The sequence below is a fragment of the Thalassospira sp. ABD4_177 genome, assembly GCF_056160125.1.
This window is the reverse complement of record NZ_JBSWWO010000001.1, coordinates 1,448,929-1,467,432: the sequence shown is the minus strand read 5'-3', so window position 1 is coordinate 1,467,432 and position 18,504 is coordinate 1,448,929. Positions and strand designations below refer to the sequence as shown.

General features: G+C 55.6%; 18 protein-coding genes. 6 read left to right on the top strand and 12 right to left on the bottom strand.

Annotated elements, in window-relative coordinates; translation table 11 throughout:
* Window positions 1–227 precede the first annotated feature (227 nt).
* The 10 genes from ACXAF0_RS06695 to ACXAF0_RS06650 all read right to left on the bottom strand — a co-directional run bounded on the left by ACXAF0_RS06695 (window position 228) and on the right by ACXAF0_RS06650 (window position 11,356).
* Window positions 228–1,547, bottom strand: coding sequence for an SEL1-like repeat protein (locus ACXAF0_RS06695; RefSeq protein ID WP_475346230.1), 1,320 nt, complete (start codon window positions 1,545–1,547; stop codon window positions 228–230).
* A 99-nt stretch (window positions 1,548–1,646) separates the two neighbouring features.
* Entirely contained in the window at window positions 1,647–5,135 is a 3,489-nt protein-coding gene (locus tag ACXAF0_RS06690) for a tetratricopeptide repeat protein (protein ID WP_475345111.1), read from the bottom strand.
* A 2-nt stretch (window positions 5,136–5,137) separates the two neighbouring features.
* Window positions 5,138–5,863 carry an OmpA/MotB family protein gene (locus ACXAF0_RS06685; protein WP_475345110.1) on the bottom strand — a complete coding sequence of 242 codons (726 nt, stop codon included), beginning with the start codon at window positions 5,861–5,863 and terminating at the stop codon, window positions 5,138–5,140.
* A complete protein-coding gene (locus ACXAF0_RS06680) occupies window positions 5,863–6,735 on the bottom strand; it encodes a hypothetical protein (protein ID WP_475345109.1) in 873 nt (290 codons plus the stop codon). The genes ACXAF0_RS06685 and ACXAF0_RS06680 overlap by 1 nt, the downstream gene beginning before the upstream one ends.
* Before the next feature lie 11 nt (window positions 6,736–6,746).
* Complete coding sequence (locus tag ACXAF0_RS06675; RefSeq protein WP_475345108.1) at window positions 6,747–7,388, bottom strand: protein phosphatase CheZ; 642 nt, start codon at window positions 7,386–7,388, stop codon at window positions 6,747–6,749.
* A gap of 35 nt (window positions 7,389–7,423) precedes the next feature.
* A complete protein-coding gene (locus ACXAF0_RS06670; protein ID WP_008890394.1) occupies window positions 7,424–7,810 on the bottom strand; it encodes a response regulator in 387 nt (128 codons plus the stop codon).
* Between the two features lie 218 nt (window positions 7,811–8,028).
* Window positions 8,029–8,763, bottom strand: a complete 735-nt coding sequence (locus ACXAF0_RS06665; RefSeq protein ID WP_475345107.1) for a MotE family protein — start codon at window positions 8,761–8,763, stop codon at window positions 8,029–8,031.
* Window positions 8,764–8,915: 152 nt separating this feature from the next.
* The gene (locus tag ACXAF0_RS06660; protein WP_475345106.1) at window positions 8,916–9,617 is read right to left on the bottom strand and encodes a DUF6468 domain-containing protein; all 702 of its coding nucleotides are present in this window, start codon (window positions 9,615–9,617) and stop codon (window positions 8,916–8,918) included.
* Window positions 9,617–10,771 carry a flagellar motor switch protein FliM gene (gene fliM / locus ACXAF0_RS06655; RefSeq protein WP_475345105.1) on the bottom strand — a complete coding sequence of 385 codons (1,155 nt, stop codon included), beginning with the start codon at window positions 10,769–10,771 and terminating at the stop codon, window positions 9,617–9,619. Before fliM ends, ACXAF0_RS06660 begins: the two co-directional genes overlap by 1 nt.
* Window positions 10,772–10,813: 42 nt before the next feature.
* Window positions 10,814–11,356 (bottom strand): flagellar basal body-associated FliL family protein, encoded by a 543-nt coding sequence (locus ACXAF0_RS06650; protein ID WP_475345104.1) that lies wholly within the window; start codon window positions 11,354–11,356, stop codon window positions 10,814–10,816.
* Between the two features lie 420 nt (window positions 11,357–11,776).
* On the opposite strand from ACXAF0_RS06650, the gene ACXAF0_RS06645 reads away from it, so the two are divergent.
* The 4 genes from ACXAF0_RS06645 to flgH all read left to right on the top strand — a co-directional run bounded on the left by ACXAF0_RS06645 (window position 11,777) and on the right by flgH (window position 15,382).
* A complete protein-coding gene (locus tag ACXAF0_RS06645; protein ID WP_475345103.1) occupies window positions 11,777–12,535 on the top strand; it encodes a flagellar hook-basal body complex protein in 759 nt (252 codons plus the stop codon).
* A 64-nt stretch (window positions 12,536–12,599) separates the two neighbouring features.
* On the top strand, window positions 12,600–13,385 hold the full coding sequence (gene flgG / locus ACXAF0_RS06640) for a flagellar basal-body rod protein FlgG (RefSeq protein ID WP_475345102.1): 786 nt from the start codon (window positions 12,600–12,602) through the stop codon (window positions 13,383–13,385).
* Window positions 13,386–13,558: 173 nt separating this feature from the next.
* Window positions 13,559–14,503, top strand: a complete 945-nt coding sequence (gene flgA, locus ACXAF0_RS06635; RefSeq protein ID WP_475345099.1) for a flagellar basal body P-ring formation chaperone FlgA — start codon at window positions 13,559–13,561, stop codon at window positions 14,501–14,503.
* Window positions 14,504–14,608: 105 nt separating this feature from the next.
* Entirely contained in the window at window positions 14,609–15,382 is a 774-nt protein-coding gene (gene flgH / locus ACXAF0_RS06630; RefSeq protein ID WP_475345095.1) for a flagellar basal body L-ring protein FlgH, read from the top strand.
* Between the two features lie 248 nt (window positions 15,383–15,630).
* Here flgH and dksA read toward each other — a convergent pair whose 3' ends face one another.
* Both dksA and ACXAF0_RS06620 read right to left on the bottom strand, forming a co-directional pair.
* On the bottom strand, window positions 15,631–16,047 hold the full coding sequence (gene dksA / locus ACXAF0_RS06625; protein WP_008890403.1) for an RNA polymerase-binding protein DksA: 417 nt from the start codon (window positions 16,045–16,047) through the stop codon (window positions 15,631–15,633).
* 150 nt (window positions 16,048–16,197) lie between these two features.
* Window positions 16,198–16,641: a flagellar assembly protein FliX gene (locus ACXAF0_RS06620; RefSeq protein WP_475345088.1), complete on the bottom strand. Its 444-nt coding sequence runs from the start codon at window positions 16,639–16,641 to the stop codon at window positions 16,198–16,200.
* A 371-nt stretch (window positions 16,642–17,012) separates the two neighbouring features.
* Here ACXAF0_RS06620 and ACXAF0_RS06615 point away from each other — a divergent pair, with 371 nt between their 5' ends.
* Window positions 17,013–18,155, top strand: coding sequence for a flagellar basal body P-ring protein FlgI (locus ACXAF0_RS06615; protein WP_475345083.1), 1,143 nt, complete (start codon window positions 17,013–17,015; stop codon window positions 18,153–18,155).
* On the top strand, window positions 18,155–18,502 hold the full coding sequence (locus ACXAF0_RS06610) for a rod-binding protein (RefSeq protein ID WP_475345079.1): 348 nt from the start codon (window positions 18,155–18,157) through the stop codon (window positions 18,500–18,502). The genes ACXAF0_RS06615 and ACXAF0_RS06610 overlap by 1 nt, the downstream gene beginning before the upstream one ends.
* Window positions 18,503–18,504 lie beyond the last annotated feature (2 nt).

The following is an 18,504-nucleotide window of genomic DNA, read 5'->3' as shown; positions in this document are numbered from 1 at the left end:
CTTGGGCTTGGGGCGCTAGATTGAAAATGCGGGGAGTTAACGAATTGATTTTAAGACCTTAGCTCAAATGATCTTTATATCAATACATTCCTTTGAACTGATACGCCCCGGTTTCGAAAATTTCCGGAAATGAATGCCAACAAGACAAATAAAAAAGCCGTCTGCTGTGCAGAACGGCTTTTTGGTCTTCCCTAGACTTGGGCTTTGGCGCCCAACGGTATCCGGTCCTAGCTCTTTTGGCGGCCGGATTTGAAAACATCCTTTTCAAGCGGCTTGAGGCCAAAGCTGCCACGGCGCGGACCGGGATTGTCGGCGACATATTTCTCTGCCACCTGACGTTCGTTTTCGCTCATGCGGGCATGGATCGCCCCCATTTCACGCTGCGCTTGGCTGCCTTCGGTCGGTGCAGACATTCTCAGCCAGTAATAGGCAAGGATATTGTCCTGCTCAACGCCACTGCCGATGGCATAGAGGCGTCCAAGTGCTGCCTGACCGTTCGCCGATCCTTTGCGGGCGGCACGTTCATACCACGTGGCCGAGCGCACCATATCGACCGGCACGCCAAGACCATGTTCATACATCACACCAATCAGGTGGTAGCCGCCCGGATGGCCAAGCTCAGCCAGATCCATGGCAAGATCAAGCGCATTGGCATAATCGGGTTCGCGGTGCGGCACACCGAAAATCTGGATCTGGGTCATCTGATATTTCGCAGATGCATCGCCCTGATCGACCGCATGGCTCAGCATTTTCCAGCCGCGGTTAAACAGTTTCAGATCAGACGAATGGCAGAAATACATCGCAAGGTTGGCCTGCGCATAGGCATCGCCCTCGCTCGCGGCCAACTCAAACCAGCTGATGCTTTCGGCAATATTGCGTTCGGCGCCAAGCCCGACACCAAGCGCATAGCCAAGTGCAGATGCCGCTTCGACACTGCCAGCACGCGCGGCACGCATGTTGAACTCGAACGATTTCGACGGATCGCGACGAACACCGCGCCCTTCGAGATAAAGATAGGCCAAAACACTGGCGGCTGACGGGTCATTCAGTTCGCTGGCACGTTCGAAATAGGCCACCGCCTTTTCGTCGTCCTGCGGCACACCCCAGCCGTTCAAATAGCACACACCAAGGTTATAAAGAGCCGCGACGGAGCCATACTCGATCGCTTCTTCAAACCAGTGGGCAGCGGTTTCGGCATTTTCCTGAACGCCAAGGCCCTTGGCATAGAGATAACCAAGGTTGTTGGCCGATACCGGACCGCCAGAGGTGGCTTCTTCGTTAAACCAGTAGGCCGCTTCGCGATACCATTGCTGGCCTTCGCCAAGATCCTCGGCAACGCCGAGTCCCTTGCTGCGCATGTAACCATAGCAAACAGCGGCAAACGCGCGGCTTTGGCGGTGAATCTGGTCGAGAATGCGGCGGGTCGCGGACTCGTCACGCGGCATCCCGTCGCCCTGATAATGCTTTTGGGCAAGCGAAAGCTGGGCGAAAATGTCCTTTTCGACATTCGCCTCATCGTAATAGACCATTTTAAGTGCACGATCCATCACAGCACTACACTCATCACCGTTTCAAAAAAGCCAACAGAATCATAGCACTCCCACCCGCTTTGGGCGAATTCAGTGCCACGATATATTTATCGAACGTTAATTTATAGCACTAAGCTGAGACTTTTCCAACTGGTCTCGATACGTTGCAAGGAAACCTTGGAATTCTTCTACTTCGTCGACCCTGTCTGCAAGGGTGCGATAATCGATCAACCCTTGGGTCGGCGATGATGTAATCAGGCTGAACGCCTCGGCATAGGGGCTTTGCGCCATGATCTCGCCGTAGCGACGTTTGAGCATGTTAAGGGTGCGCTCCTGACCGGCCATCGCCAAATTGACCGCCCAGTTCAGCATGTAACGCCCACGCTCGTCAGAAATCCCATCCATATCAAACGGCTCTTCGCCGACCAGACGCTGGAACGTCTCGGCGGCCGACATGTAATCACGTGTCGTGCGGTAATGATCAATCCGGAGCAATTCGGCATTGCGGGAATAATCGCCTTCAAGGGATGCCACCGCCTCGACACCACGATCAGTATCAAGCAAGGCACGCGCACGCAGATGTCGACGCTGCATCGCCAGCTCATCCGACAGGCCCGGGGCATCGGTTTCCTCGATGATGCGGATGGTTTCTTCGGGCTTGCCATCCAGCAGGTAAACCAGCGCCAGTCGCGCCCCGACGCGGGCCTTCTCAACACCTGCCAGTCGGAATTCGACCTGGTGTTCGAGAAGTTGTGCCGCACGTTCAAACAGTTCGACATCGACCATCCGGTCCGCCAGACGGCGAATAAGCTCATCGCCCTTCTCACCTGCCGGGGTCAGTTCGCGGAATTCGTCATAAAGCGCAACCGCCTTGATCGCCGAGATTTCGTTGATATCGTCACCCAGATACAGGTTCTCGAAGGTTTTATGCATCATGTCGGTGGCCTCTGTCGCGACCGGCATGTTCGGGAAGAAGATCGCCACCTGACGCAGGGTATTGAGCCCGTCGCGGAAATCCTTGTTTTCGATCTGAAGCTCGCCAATGCGTTTGAGCAACGCCATCTCGAACGCATCGCCACGCCAGGCAAAGCGCAGCTTCTGAAGCTGTTCAATCGCATCTTCAACGGTCAGGCGCTCAAGACGCATCAAAAGCTCTGTGCGGTCAAAGATCGCATGCGCGCGGGCCTTGCGGTTATCGCCCTCGGCCACCTGATCCCAGGTCGCGACCGCCTGCTCAAGCTCGCCGGCCTCTTCCTCGAAGATGCCCTTGAGATACTGGACATCCATGACCTTGCTTTCCGGAAGCCCCGGGGTGACCAGCATCTTTTCGATCATGTCCATGCCCGCTTCGGGATTACCGACAATCAATGCCTGTTCGGTCGCAATCGGCACGATACGCGACAACAGTTCCGGCGGGTAGTAATCAAGGATGTGAACGCTTTCCAGAAGATCGCGCGCCCCTTCGTTCGGGCGCCCACGTGCAGCAAGCGTCACGGCACGCCACAGCTGCATTTCCGGAATTTCGCGCAAACGATCATCTTCAAGCAGACGTTCGGCTTCCTCGAAATCACGGTTCAGGAACTTGACCGCGGCCTTCAGTGCGCGGAACTGCAGGCGCTGGGCAATCAGCGGATCATCATGTTCCATGGCGGAAACAACCGCATCGGCCTCTGGTCCCAGGCCATTGGCCAGATAATACTGTGCCAGATCAAGACGGGCATTGTTGCGATGCTCGTCGCCGCTTTCGGCGACCTTGCGGCGCAATCCGCGAATGACATTGTTGTAGTTATCCAGACCACCACGGCGCCAGTCATCCAGCTCGAAGATCAGGCCTTCGCGGCCATCGCCGGTACGATCACGCACCCCGGTGGCAGAGGCCAGCAAACGCGCCCCTTCGGGGGAAATATTCAGCCCATCTTCGGCCGTCACGATCACAGCACGGCCATCATCGCGACCCGCGACCTGAACACTGTCATTCATCGGGGCCACGACCACGCCCTGTATAGAGGGCACAACTTCAAATTCCGGATAGCGCAGCGCAACCTCGATCCCATAGCCGTTCTGGGTTGTGGTGGTCACGCGCAAGGTATCGCCAACTTCAGGGTCATCAATCGGAATGATCGGCCCGACATCTTCAAGCGGCACAATCAGGCGCGCACGGGTCTGTTCATCAAGTTCAATCGACGGCCCCAGCTTTTCAACCGGCTGCATGATGCCCTGCTGCATGGTGATGCGCCAATCGCCCGCCTCGCTTTGGGTCGTGTAAAGGCCGATCCCTTCGGGGATGGTCATGCGCACAATCGTCGCATAGGGGCTTTCGACCTGTTCGATCACGCCAACGATCTGGGCAGCTTGCTGACGCACGGTATCAAGGTTGAGGTTGGCGCGCACATCAAACGCCAGCCACAAGAATCCGGCACGTGACCATACGGCTGCCCCACCCGGTTGCCCGAACGGGAAACCAAGTGAAAGCTCGGTTGCGGTCTGATCGACAGTGACGACAAGGTCGCCAATGCTTTCACGTTCGACAGGGGCCTGTCCGTTGGTGCGAACGGTGCTTTCGCTTTCACCATTCTGGGTGGCGGCTGCCAGCGCCTCTGGCGAGTTTGGATCAAGGGCTTCGCCATCAGCATCAGTTGCCGCACCATTTTCAGGCGTGCCATCGGGTTGCTCTGCGGTTTCTGCTGCCGGTGCCGCCGGGGCAACGGGCGCAGGCGGTGCCGGAGCAGCCGTTTCGGGATCAGAGGTTTCTGTCGGGCGGTTCTGCGCTGTCGTGGTTGCTGGCGTCCGTTGGACGCCCATGATGTCGACCACGACCTTGTTGCCAGAGCGGAAGTGGCGCAACTGTCGCGCCGGTGTGGTTTCAACAACCACATCAAGCGGATTGGTTCCGTCCTGGCGCACACGCACCCCTTGCGGCAGGCGCCGCGAGATATCCGTGGCATTGATCCGTGCAGGCGCGCCAAAGGCGATGGTTTGCGATCCTTGCGCGCCTTCAAGTGCATAGTCGGTACGATTGGGCCAATCAAACACCAGACGATAGAAAGTCGGATGACGCCCGACCCGCACATCAAGCTCGGCCGGGGCCGCATCGCTATCCGCTACCGTCTCCACCGGGGTGGTCGGGGCCGGTGTTATCGTGGGGTCCTGATCATTTTGCGCCGGGCGCACTGGCGGTGTCGGCACCGGATCTGGCGTTGCTTCGGCTTCGGGTTTGTCGAGGATATCAAGAACGACGTTGCTGCCGACATTAAAGGCACGCACTTCAAAGTCGTCGCTCAGCACAAAGGCGACAGTGCGCCCATCCGGGTCAAAGAAGGCATCGGAAACATAGCGTGAAACAGGCGACAGGACGCCACGCAGGGACGCAACCAACGGCTGGTCAAAACGCACGACCAACTGATCGCCGATGATTTCGGCGGTGTAGTCGACCGGCTCGTTCCATTGCAGAACAATTCGTCCATAACCGTTATGAAGCCCGGAGCGAATGATAACAGGGTCCGCCACCTGAGCTATTGCAGGGCGCATACCGCTGATGGGCAAAAACATTGCCGTGGTGGTCGCAATAACGACCGCCAGCAGGATGCGCACGGCAAGTTTCGCCATACTTACGTGCCTCCGATCCCGCTTCCCCCATGAGGCTCGATTACAATGTCGACCCGGCGCGCCATCGCAAATCGCGCCTCCTCATCCAACAATTCGGGAAGCTGGTCGTATCTTGATGCCGCAAATCCGTAAATATTTATGTAATCTGTGTAACCGGATTGTTTTAGCTCGTTGGCAACCGCCGCGGAACGTGCCAGCGAAAGTTCCCAGTTGGACGCATATTGCCCGCGACCGCTGAGCGGACGCGGATCGGTATGGCCCTGCACGCCAATTCGGTTACCGATATTGCGCAACACCCCACCCAGGACGAAAAGTGCCTGCTGTGCCTGACTGGTCATGTCCGAACTGCCCGCAACAAAAAGAATGTCGCCCGGTAGCGAAATCACCAGCTTGTCCGCGTCACGCGACATGCGCGCATCGCCGAGAACGGGGTTGTCATCGATCGCGTCATCAATGACCGCACTGAGATAATCAAGGTTCATCGCCGGCTTGCGATAGACACGCGGAATATTCATGTTGGCCATCGGCTCGTCGGTATCTTCGACCGGCGAGGGCTTGATGGATTGCGACAGGGAATCAACGACCTCGTCCCAACGGTCAATTTTGACCTTGGACATGGCAAACAGCATTACGAAGAAGGTCAGCAGCAGCGAAATCAAGTCCGCCAGACTGAGCATCCAGGGCGGTGGCCCTTTGTGTTCTTCCTTGCGTGGTGCGTCGTCGCTCATCAGCCACCTCCCGATGCTTGCGGTCCAAGCGGGATCGGCTGGGAAACGGCCGGCTGTCCGGTTCCTGCGGCCGGCGGGATCATGAACTGCTGGGGTGCCACGGCACCGGTCTGGCCGGATCCTGTCGCACCATTGCCATCTGAGGCCGGCGGGGTCGCGGTTGGCGTCGCATCTGGCGTTTCGCCGTTGCGTTCAATCGGCTGTGGCGGTTCCTTGGGCCCGAAATTCCAGAAGAAGCGGAATGTCACAATGAACGGGTCGGCCCCCGGATCAATCCCGACAAAGAAATGGTCTTCGGGCGCACCGGCATCAAGCAGTTCACGGGCAAAAGATCCGGCCTGGGCGATCTGAAGGTTGTTTTCAACCTGGATCGTGCCCTTGTCCTCGACCTGGCTGCCCATGACCATTTCCATCTCGTAGGAGGCATAGCCTTCTTCATCAGCAAGCACTTCGGCAAGCTGACGCATGAAGTCGGCCTGACGTTCACGGATCAGAATGGAGTTGGTATCAAACAGCTGATCGACATGCATGATGACTTCCATCAGCTTGCCTGGCTGAATGACTTCGACCCGGACCACCTTGATGGCGGTTTCAAAAAGATGTCCCAGCTTGTCCTGGGTTTCCTGGGCAGACACCGTCGGCCCCTCGATCGAGGTCACGGTCTGCAGACTGGTCGTCGGCGGGAGAATGGCCGCAAAGGCCGAGGAAAGGCTTTCCTGCACTTCGCGGGTTTTGACCTCTTCAAAGGTCGAAATGGTATTGAGCAGAATAAAGAAGGCAAGCAGCAGAAGATAGAGTGCCAGAAACAACGCCACCGCCCCGTTCGCAGGGGGGGATGGTGGTGTGGGTCCGTCGTCCTCTATCTCCGCCATGATAACGCCACTTAGTTAAACATCGCGTCGATGTCGGCCTGCGTTACGCCTTTTCCTTCAAGCTGCGGGCCGTTCAGCAAGGCATCCTCGCCTTCGGCTTCCTTTTTCTGCCGCGGGTTGGCGGCAGCGTATTTGGCAATTTCTTCGCCAAATGCGGTCACCAGCCCTTCGACACGTTCTTCGATGGATTTCAGGGCCTTGATCACCTTGGTGGTGCGCTGGCCAGTGATATCCTGGAAGTTACAGGCTTCGTAAACGCGCATGGTTGCGCTGGTTACGATTTCAGCCTGCTCGGGCGGCAAGGTGGTTGCGAATTCCTCAAGCGCATCCATGGCATCAAGGATTTCGTGGGTCGCACCGGCCGTCGCATCGACAATCGCGTCGAGCTCGTCGGTGGCGTTGGGAATATATTCGGCCTTGATATCGTCCGGACGGAGCGAAGCGATTTCCGATTTCATCTTGCGGATGATGCCGGAAAGTTCATCAAGTTCGCCAAACAGCCTTTGCTGATCCTCGGATGGCTTGTCGCCCATGAAGCGCGACAACTGGTCCATCAGCTCGGACAATTGTTCTACCTTCAGGTCGTCGCCATCCAGGCGGGCCCGAAGATCATTCAACAATTGCCGGAGTTCGTCCTTGGACGCCTTAGACATAGCGGTATCGCGGGACGAATGCCCCGCGCTCCTGATCAGAAATCACCAATGACAGTCTTCATCTTGCCTTTCAACGTCTCTGCGTTGAACGGCTTGACGATGTAGTTGGAAACGCCTGCCTTTTTCGCCATGACAACGTTTTCGGTCTTGGCTTCTGCGGTGATCATAATGAAGGGCATGTCCTTCAGTTTTGCATCTGCGCGGACTTCTTTCAGAAGCTGAAGACCGGTCATCGGTTCCATGTTCCAGTCAGAAATCACTAGACTGAAAGGCGCCTCACGCAGTTTGCGAAGCGCCATGCTACCATCGGTCGCTTCTTCGATATTCGTAAAGTTGAGCTGCCGCAGAAGGTTACGGATGATACGCAACATGGTTTTGTAATCATCCACAATCAGGATCGGCATATTCGGATCGACGGCCATTCACAACTCCATCAGCTATCTGATCTCCCACCCTTGCCGACCATACTTCCGCATAGTGACAAGGCCCCTAATAATCGTGATGTACATATTTAAGTTTGGTTAATCAAGATGTTTAACCAGCGACTAAATACGCCATCACGCTGTCTTCTCTCAAAATTCTCCCCACAGGCCACTCTTTCTCATTCAGCCCGTGTGGTCAATCCTTTGCAACATCGCCGTTATTGCAACGGCAACATATTGATATCCTGCTTGTAGGCCAGCTCCGAGGTGAGAGCGCGCGCACGGTCCGGTGTCATTTCCGACAGAACCGCTGCGGTGTTGGCTTCGCGCATGCCAAGGGCAACCTGCAGAAGGATATCCATATCAAGATCGTTCCAGATGCGTGCAGCATCTTTCGGTTTCATTTTTTCATAGACGCTGATCAGCTTCTTGATGCGGTCGTCTTCCTGCGCTTCCTTCGTTTCGACCAGTCCTTCGATTGCCGATTTCAGGGATTTCATTTCCTCGATCTTGGCATCAATGCGCGCTTCGGCCGCGGCAATCAGGCTTTCGCGCTCGTCAAGGCGCTGTTCCTTGCGGTCAAGCTCGCCGCGACGGATCGACAGGTTCTGCAGCAGGTCAATTTCTTCCTGGGTAAACAGGGTGGGATCACCACCCAGCATCGGCGGCACATCGGCATCGCCGGTAACGCCGTCAATCGGCTCACCTTCCATGGTCAGCCCTTCCGGGCTATCAAGGCCGGGATCGCCGTTTTCAGGTGTGGCTGCCTGTTCCGCTGCCGGCTCGGCAGCAGGTTCCGGTGCCTGCGCTTGCGCCATCTGCACCATGCTCACACCCGTTTTCTCCACTGATTCCGATGTCTCGGAATCATGGGAAAACAGGTTGACCACCCGCATCGACAGCACCATCACGCCGACCAGAACGACCAACGGCAGAATACGCACACCTGACATTCACACACCCAAGCATGTCGGCACAAAGTGCCCATGCTCCTTCTCTAATGATTTCTTTCCATTCTGACGGAACGGTGTCCTGCCCTTTAGGTAAAAAGAAAACTCATAATTTCAAGGCCAAAAGCAACGCAAAACGCACCGTCTCAGGCTTCTTATCGTACTGACCGAAGCGCGGCCAGCAATTCACGTTCCGCTTCCGAGCGACCGGCATCTTCATCCTGATCATAAGGATCAGAAACATCTGCACGGCTGCCCTGCGCGCCACTGCTGTGGGCAGGCTCATCGCGGTCATATCCGTCATCAACCGGCCCGCTGGCGCCACGTTCAATTTCGCCAACCATTCTGGCGGCCAATTCTTCGGCCCGGGTTTCAATACCGACACGGTCACGATCATCAATGATGTCGTCGCGGTTCTTAGCACCCATCATACGTCCAAGACCGCCACCAGCACCGCCAGAGGGTTTTGACGCTTCACCGGAAGAAGATGCCGCTTGTACGCCCTCGCCCGCGCCACCAGTCGCCCGGCGCACAGAGTTGACATCACGCGCAGCTTTTTCAAGACGGTTGGCAATGCTTTCACCGCGATCGACCATAAAGCTCAGATCTTCGTTCAGCGCTTCTGCCTTTTCGATATCCTCGCGCAGTTTTTCACCGGACTGCTCGGCCATTTCCTTAAGGGCGGTGATCGAGGTTTCCGCGCGCTCATTGGCCGCGTTGAAAGCGGTCAGGAAGTTTTGCATGTCCTCGCGGCTGCGCCGAAAGGCCGCCAGCTTGCGGTTCAGAATGATCGCATAAATGATCGTCGCCACCAGCAAGACGATCATTACAAGATCCAGATAGAACGCGAAGTCCATCAGCTATCTTCCTCGGTTATGCGCGCACGATCACGCACCTGAATGGCGATCCTGTCACCTTTGCGGCCCATCAATCCCTTGAACAGGGGAACATCCCCGCAACGCACCTCGACCGGGGAGGTCGGACTGGTATTAAGAACCAGTCGGTTGCCAACTTCAAGGTTGATCACATCCCCAAGCGCCATCACCTGTTCATCAAGAACAGCCAATAGATTAACATGGGTCTGCCAAAGCTCATTTGCGAGGTGGTTTTCCCAAATGGAGTCACGACCGAATTTTTCCCCCATGAACATCTGAAGCAGAAGTTCACGAACAGGTTCCAGGGTCGCATAAGGGATCAGCAGTTCAAGTCGACCACCGCGGTCTTCCATGTCGATCCGAAGCTTCGCCACGATGGCAGCGTTGGCATGACGGGCGATGGTGGCAAAACGCGGGTTGGTTTCAAGGCGTTCAAACCGGAAGGTTACCGGGCTCAGCGGATCAAACGCCGCTGACAGATCGCCCAGAACCACATGGATCATACGTTCAACAAGGTTACGTTCAATCGTGGTGTATGGTCGGCCTTCAATACGCATGGCCGCCGTACCACGACGCCCGCCCAAAAGAACGTCCACGATGGAATAAATCAGCGCTGAGTCAACGGTCAGCAGCCCGTAGTTATCCCATTCCTCTGCCTTGAACACACCCAGCATTGCCGGCAACGGGATCGAGTTCAGGTAATCGCCAAAACGCAAAGACAGGATGTTATCAAGCGAGACTTCAACGTTATCGGATGTGAAGTTACGCAGCGACGTCGACATCATACGCACAAGGCGGTCAAACACGACTTCAAGCATCGGAAGTCGTTCATAGGCCACCATCGACGAGTTGATGATCGCCTGAATACCGGACTGATCACCAGCCCCCGAACCGTCATCAAAGCCAAGAAGACTGTCAATCTCGTCCTGGTTCAGAACGCGCGCAGATGTGCCGCCGCCCATGGCTTCGGCCATATCATCGCCGCCATCACCATTCTCGTCGCCATCATCATCGCCGAGCATGGATTCCCATTCGGCGGCCATATCCTCGCCGCCGTCGTCTCCACCCTCGTCATCGCCGCCTGCCATGGCTTCCCATTCAGCGGCGAGAGCATCATCATCTTCTTCATCAGCCATCAGCGATTGCTTCCTGAATTTGGCATTCGGGCTGCTACAAGCTTATTGTACCAGCATTTCCTTGAACAAAACGTCGTTTATTTTCGCAGGCTTGGCCGCAGCACTCACCCGGATCAAAAGCTCCTCACGCAATCTGAACATCCCCTCGGACCCGGAAAGGTCTTCGGGACGCAGTTCGCGAAGGTAGACCTGAAAGTTGTCAACAATGCGCGGCATCATCTGTTCGACCTGCGGCAGCATTCCCTGATCGGCAACTTCCAGACTGACCCGGATTTTAAGATAGCTCTGCTTGCCACCACCTGTATTCAGATTGACCAGAATTTCCGGCAGATCCACGAAGCCGACATTTTCCGGAACCCCCGGGGCTTCTTCGATGGAATCTTCGGTGATGACTTCTTCGGTCTGCTCTCCGCCGCCACCAGTCAGCATGTCAATCACCGGCTGAAGCAGCCCGGTAAAATACGCCGCCGCCGCACCGCCCAGCAAAAGCAGCACAAGCAGGATGACCACGATCAGCATTTTCTTGCTGCGACCGCCGCCACCGCCACCTTCGTCCATTTCTATTTCGTCGACGTCGTCACCCATCGCTTCGCGAATTCCTGCGTTAGAAGTTCTGTCTTCCTGATCCAGCAAACACTGTGCCGGATTAAAAGCCATAACGCTATCACGTTAAAAATCTGTTGCGTTTCCGTCCACTGGCGATTTGGCCAAACCGGAATTTTCGCACATATGCGCTGCTTGTTTAAGGACCAGTACCAAAACAACAGCGCATCGCGTCCCCACCGGAAGAAATTGCCTGATAGTTCCGTCCTGTATCGTCACCCAGGCAATCCTTTGCTGGTGACTTGGGTGTTTTGCGGCAGTTTCTGCCAAACCACCGCAAAACAGGCCCGGCAACAAATGCCGAATTCGACTTTAATTCAATTAAATCAATAATTTAACAAAACTGGCACGCAGATCGCATTCCTGATGATCAAGTTTCGGTCCTGAAAGGGAAATTCGACCATGGAAAACGTTTCATATATTGCACTGTCCCGTCAGAAGACGCTGCGCAGCATGATGAGCAACCTGTCGCAGAACATGGCAAACATGAACACGACCGGTTATAAAGAACAGCGCATGATGTTCACCGACTGGATTGCGAAGAACAAGGATGCTCCGTTCCGTGGCGAACGTGAAATTTCCCTGGTTCAGGACATCTCCCAGTATCGCAACACCACGGTTGGAACGATCGAGCATACGGACCGTCCGCTGGACGTGGCGCTCAGCCAGCCCGACATGTTCTTTGCCATCGAAACCCCGTCTGGCATTCAATATACCCGTTCGGGCAACTTTTCGCTCGATCCGGGCGGGCAGCTGATCACCAACGATGGCTACCCCGTGCTCAGTGATGCCGGTCAGCCGATGTTCTTTAACGAGGCCGATGGCCGGATCGAGATCAAGGGTGACGGCACCATCTCCACAGATATCGGTCAGATTGGCAAATTGCAGGTTGTCACCGTCGACAACGTTCAGGAAATGACCGTTACCGGCAACACCCTGTATCAGGCCCCGGAAGACGACAACAACCAGGACCTGGTCGAACTGGTTGAAAACCCGGGCATTGTCCAGGGTGCGCTTGAAAAATCCAACGTCAATCCGATCAGCTCCATGACGCAGATGATTGACGTTCTGCGCACCTACCAATCGGTGACCCGTTCCATGGAAAGCGAGAACGAGCGTCAGCGCAACATGATCAACAAACTTGGTGATGTCCGCGCTTAAACAGCAGCGGCCCGGATAACAGAGAATTTTAGCGCGACATACGCGCAATCGAAGGAGAAGACAGATGCGGTCACTTGATATCGGCGCTTTGGGCATGCAGGCACAGTCCACCAACGTGGACGTGACTTCGCACAACATCGCCAACATGACCACAACCGGCTACAAGCGTCAGCGCGCCGAGTTCCAGGATCTGCTGTATCAGGATCTGCGCCGTGCCGGTTCGCCGTCATCCGATACCGGCACCATTGTGCCGACCGGTGTGCAGGTTGGTCTTGGTGTGAAAACCGCGGCAATCGGTCGTTACATGGGTCAGGGTTCGCTTACCATGACCGAGAACGAACTTGATATCGCCATTCAGGGCCGTGGTTATCTTCAGATTGACCTGCCGAGCGGCGAAACCGCCTATAGCCGTGATGGTACGCTGAAACTTGATGCTGATGGTGCACTTGTCACCAAGGACGGTTTTGCGGTTCAGCCGGGCATCACGGTTCCGGACAATGCGCGCTCTGTCACGATCAACTCCAACGGTGAAGTTTTTGCCGAGATTGATGGTCAGGTCGCCCTTCAGAACCTTGGCCAGATCCAGCTGGCAACCTTTATCAACCCACCGGGCCTGAATGCGCTTGGCGATAACCTGTTCCTTGAAACCGAAGCATCGGGTACGGCAAGTGTCGGATCCCCGGGTGATGTTGGTTTTGGCACGGTTCAGCAAGGGTACCTTGAATCCTCGAACGTCAACGTGGTTCAGGAAATTACCAACCTGATCAAGGCACAGCGTGCCTATGAGATGAATTCCAAATCCATCTCGACCACCGATGAAATGATGAGCGCGGTCAGCAACCTGCGTTAATCCAGCTAAATAAAACGGATTTTGGTTTGCGCAAGTTTCGGTCAGCTGACAAGCAAGCTTGCGCAAACTGTCTTTACGCGATGTATACCGTTCCGTGGTATAGTAGTTGGATGAAGATAAAGAACATAATCCTCGCTCTCGCGATCTTGCCTGCACTTGCATCTCTGTCGATTTTGTCAGAGAGCGCGTTTGCGCAATCTTCCCAAGGCAACAGCCTGCGCGACAATCAGCAGACGACGTCTTCTATCTTCCTCAAACCGGATGCTTTGGTCGAAGGCCAGTATGTGACCTTGGGCGACCTGTTTTCCGGTATTGATCCCCAACAACAAGACATTGCCGTGGCGCATGCGCCCCAGCCCGGCCGACAGACCATTCTTGATTATCGCTGGCTGTATGGCATTGCGCAGCGCCACAATATTGAATGGCGACCGCGCACCACCGCTGATCAGATCCTGATCACCCGCGCCAGTCAGGTCATCACCATTGATGAAATCCGCGATGCGGTGGAAGTTGCCTTGGTTGATCAGGGTATTCAGCGTCCCTTCACGGTCGACCTTTCAAGCGACAATTTTCAAATCCACCTGCCGGTTGATGCGAGAAACAATGTTGATGTCACCGGGCTTGAAATCAATTCACGCACCCAACGCTTTGTCGCCAGCGTGACCACTGCCGCACAGACCGCCCAACAACGCACCTATCGGATCAGCGGCAAATATTACCCGCTGACCAGTGTGCCGGTCTTGGTCGAACCGGTATCGCGAGGTTCTGTCATTCGGGCAGATCAGGTTGAATATCGCGATTTTCGCTCCGAACGGGTGCCAAATGGCGCCATCCGCGACATCAATGATGTGATCGGCAAGGAAGTCACACGGCCAAGCAACCCCAACGAACCTTTGATGTTCCGCGATCTGAGCAACCCCATTCTGGTGCGGCGCGGCTCGCTTGTGATTATTCGTCTGGTCACGGCCAACATGTCACTGACTGCACGCGGCAAGGCGATGGAAGACGGATCACTTGGCGATGTAATTCGCGTGGTCAATCAATCAAGCAACAAGAACATTCAGGTTGAAGTCGTTGCGGAAAACGAAGTCCGCGCCCTGCCCGCAATGTCGCAGTAATCCGCAGTTTTTGGCACCGCTCTACCCGGCAAGCTTTTCCTCTTATGATGCGACATAACTGGCACGGTACTTGCGTTAACAATTGCAGGAACCCAGGAGGAATTCATGCCCGGTAAAAATGTACAGATATCATGGCGGCGTTTCGCCCTTGTCAGTACCCTGATCGGTGCCACCGCACTGCTGTCAGGCTGTAACGCAATGAAACGACTTTCCGAAGTCGGCGAGCCGCCAAAATTGTCATCCATTGACAACCCGACCCAATCAGAAGCCTATCGGCCAGTGAGCTTGCCGATGCCGGCCCCACAGGTTGCCGAACGCAACCCGAACTCTCTGTGGCGTGCGGGTGCACGGTCCTTCTTCAAGGATCAGCGCGCCAATCAGGTGGGGGACATCCTGACAGTGGTGGTTGAAATGCAAGACAGTGCAGCCCTGGCCAACAGCACCGCACGGTCGCGCACCAACACCGAAGACCTTGCTGTCCCGAACCTGTTCGGGCTTGAAGCGGAAATGACCAAGGTGCTGCCAGAAACCATTGATCCGACGTCGATGCTTGATTTCGACAGCAACACGTCGAATGCCGGTTCGGGGACCCTTGATCGTAACGAAGCGATCGATCTGCGCGTTGCCGCCATTGTCATTCAGGTTCTGCCGAACGGCAATTATGTCATTCACGGGCGTCAGGAAATTCGCGTGAACAGTGAAATCCGCGAAGTCCAGATTGCCGGCGTCATTCGCGCCGCCGACATCAGCTCGGCCAATGAAGTCAACTATGACAAGATTGCCGAAGCCCGGATTTCCTATGGGGGTCGCGGAACCATTTCCGATGTTCAGCAGCCGCGCTACGGCAGTGAAGTTCTTGACATCATTCTGCCGTTCTAAAACCCAAGACCACATGTGGTTCAATCCCGTTTTCCGGGTTCCGATTGACCACATCAGGCGACAGTCAAAGGCTACCTTCGGGTGGCCTTTGTTGTGCAGAACATACCGCACAAAGGAAAAGCCCGGCCAGAAGGCCGGGCTTTTTGATTTTGGTTATCCCTAACCAGTAATCTCCCACGGTGTCATGTCGTTGCATGACGGGGATCGGCTGAGCCGGATCCTTTTATCTTTTTTTACACCCGGCGCGATCAATCGTCGCGACGTGTGCGCTCCATCCGTTCATGGCGTTCCTGGGCTTCAATGCTCAGGGTCGCAATCGGACGGGCTTCAAGTCTCTTCAAGCTGATCGGCTCGTCGGTTTCTTCGCAGTAACCATATGATCCGTCTTCAATTCGACGCAAAGCAGCATCAATTTTTGAAATAAGCTTGCGCGCCCTGTCACGAGTACGGAGTTCAAGCGCCCGATCCGTTTCGGCCGACGCGCGGTCGGTCAGGTCCGGCTCCTGAAGCCCGCCATCCTGCAGGTTCGCTAATGTTTCCGAAGATTCGTGCAAAAGTTCTGCCCGCCAGGTCAGAAGTTTCTGGCGGAAATATTCCCGCTGACGCGGGTTCATGAACTCTTCGTCCTCAGCAGGACGATAGTCTGGTGGTAAGGTAATAGTCATCTGCGCCCTCTATACAGGACTCCTTGATCGCGCGGCAATATAGAGGCCACGCGCCAAGGGTGCAAGCCGATTGAACAAATAAATGCCAATTAGCCCTCTGATGCGCAGAATTCTGCGATTTCTAAGTGGAATTCACCTTGAATTTAACAATCAAATTAGACCGGAAACTTCCAGTTTCGCAAGTTCCACACGGGCCCGCAGATCGATCTCATCGAGAACGGCTGAAAGCTCCGGATCATCGATTATTTCGCGCTGTTGATCGAGCAAACCGACCAGTTGCTGCAGGCGCGCGGGCGACAACTGCCCGCTGAGCAGACCGTCCCGGACAGCCTCAAGCTGCTCAAGCATGCTTTTGGCACGCAGCATCGCAGCCTTTTTGGGCGAATCCAGTGCATCACCACTTTGCTGAAGCGCCAACAACGCATCAAGCGCACTGACAGAACCGCTACTGTGAACACCAGCCGCCCCGCTCGCATCACCAGAAGAGTCGAGCGAACGCATGGCATCGGCAAAACCGCTTCCGCCGGATGCACCGGATGATTTTTTGCGCGAAGTTGCCCCCGCACCGGCAGCCTTGGAACCGCTAACCTTCATGATCCGTATCCGCTCAGTTGTTGTCGACGCGTCAAATGAACATATGCAGTGCACATGGTTCATTCGGGTATCAGGCCCGGCAGGCCGTGATGGAACACCATCAAGGTGACCTGCACACGGGATTCTCCCTTAATCGCGCCGGGTGCGCAACGGGAAAAAAATGCCGGGTTGTCGCGACTCTAACGCGGGGACCAAAGCAAAACCCCGAAAAAAGATCGGTTTTCCGCGCAATTCGCGTTCCTGGACCTTAACGCCAGCAGAAAGCCTGAGTTGGCACGGTTTTCGCAAATAGGTTTGCAAACGCGGTTTAACCGATCAATCGCCTCATTTGCCGGATGCCACGCATCCCACGTAAAAGCGGAATTAAGAGTATGATCACAGGTCTTGGCAAAATAGCACGCAATGCGCTCGCAACGTTCGCGCTGGGAATGCTTGCCCTGACGCAGCTTACCCCGGCCCATGCACAATCACGTATCAAGGATATCGCCGATTTCGAAGGCGTACGTGACAACATGCTGGTCGGTTATGGTCTTGTGGTCGGCTTGAATGGCACCGGCGATGATCTGGGCGATGCAGAATTTACCCGTCAGAGCATGGTCGCGATGCTTGAACGTCTGGGCATTAACGTCCGCGATCAGATCGAAGACCTTGAATCAGATAATATCGCAGCTGTCATGGCAACCGCGACCCTGCCGCCGTTTTCGCGCCAGGGGTCACGCATTGATGTCAATATCAGCGCGATCGGCACCGCCGAAAGCCTGCAGGGCGGCACCCTGCTGGTCACCCCGATGGTCGGTGCAGACGGCGAAGTTTATGCGGTTGCCCAGGGCAATCTGGCAGTTGGCGGTTTCTCGGCCGGTGGCAATGCGGAAACCATCGTCAAAGGTGTTCCGACCTCGGCACGTATTGCCAATGGCGGCATCGTTGAACGCGAAATCGACTTTAACCTGAATTCCATGCAGGACATGTCTGTTGTTCTGCGTAACCCGGACTTCACCACGGCACGGCGCGTATCAGATGCAATTAATGCCTATCTCGGCGAAGTTGCCGCCCGCGCCAGTGACCCGGGCACGGTTCGCCTCAACATTCCGGAACGCTACAACCAAAATATCGTGGCACTTCTGACCGATATTGAGCAGCTTCGTGTTGAACCCGATCAGATTGCGCGCGTCGTGATTGACGAAAACACCGGCACGATTGTCATGGGCGAGAATGTCCGCATCAACCGTGTGGCAATTGCCCAGGGTAACCTGACGATCCGTGTGACGGAAACCCCGCAGGTATCCCAACCCTCACCCTTTGCGCAGGCTGGCACGACCGAAGTTGTCGACCGCACCAATGTCGAGGTTGATGAAGGCGAAGACAACCAGCTTGGCATCATGGATGGCGGTGTAAGCCTTCAGGAACTGGTGAATGGCTTGAACAGCCTGGGTGTTGGACCGCGCGACATGATCACGATCCTTCAGGCCATCAAGACGTCTGGTGCGCTGCAGGCTGAAATCGAGGTGATGTGATGATGACCGACGGGACCGCCGCCCTGATGGCGCAGGCACAGGCCAGCGCACAGTACGGCAAACAGAACAATATGGCCGCCCGGATGGACTCACTCACCGACGGGCACATCAAAACCGAAGAACAGGCACGCAAGGCCGGCGAGGAATTTGAATCGATGTTCCTTGGCCAGATGCTCAGCCACATGTTTGCCGGGATTGAAACCAACGAAATGTTTGGCGGCGGGCATGGCGAAACGATGATGCGTTCCATGCTGGTTGACGAATACGCCAAAGAAATGACCCGTGCAGGTGGCATCGGAATTGCAGATGCCGTTACACGCGAAATCCTCAAAGTCCAGGAGGGATGAAA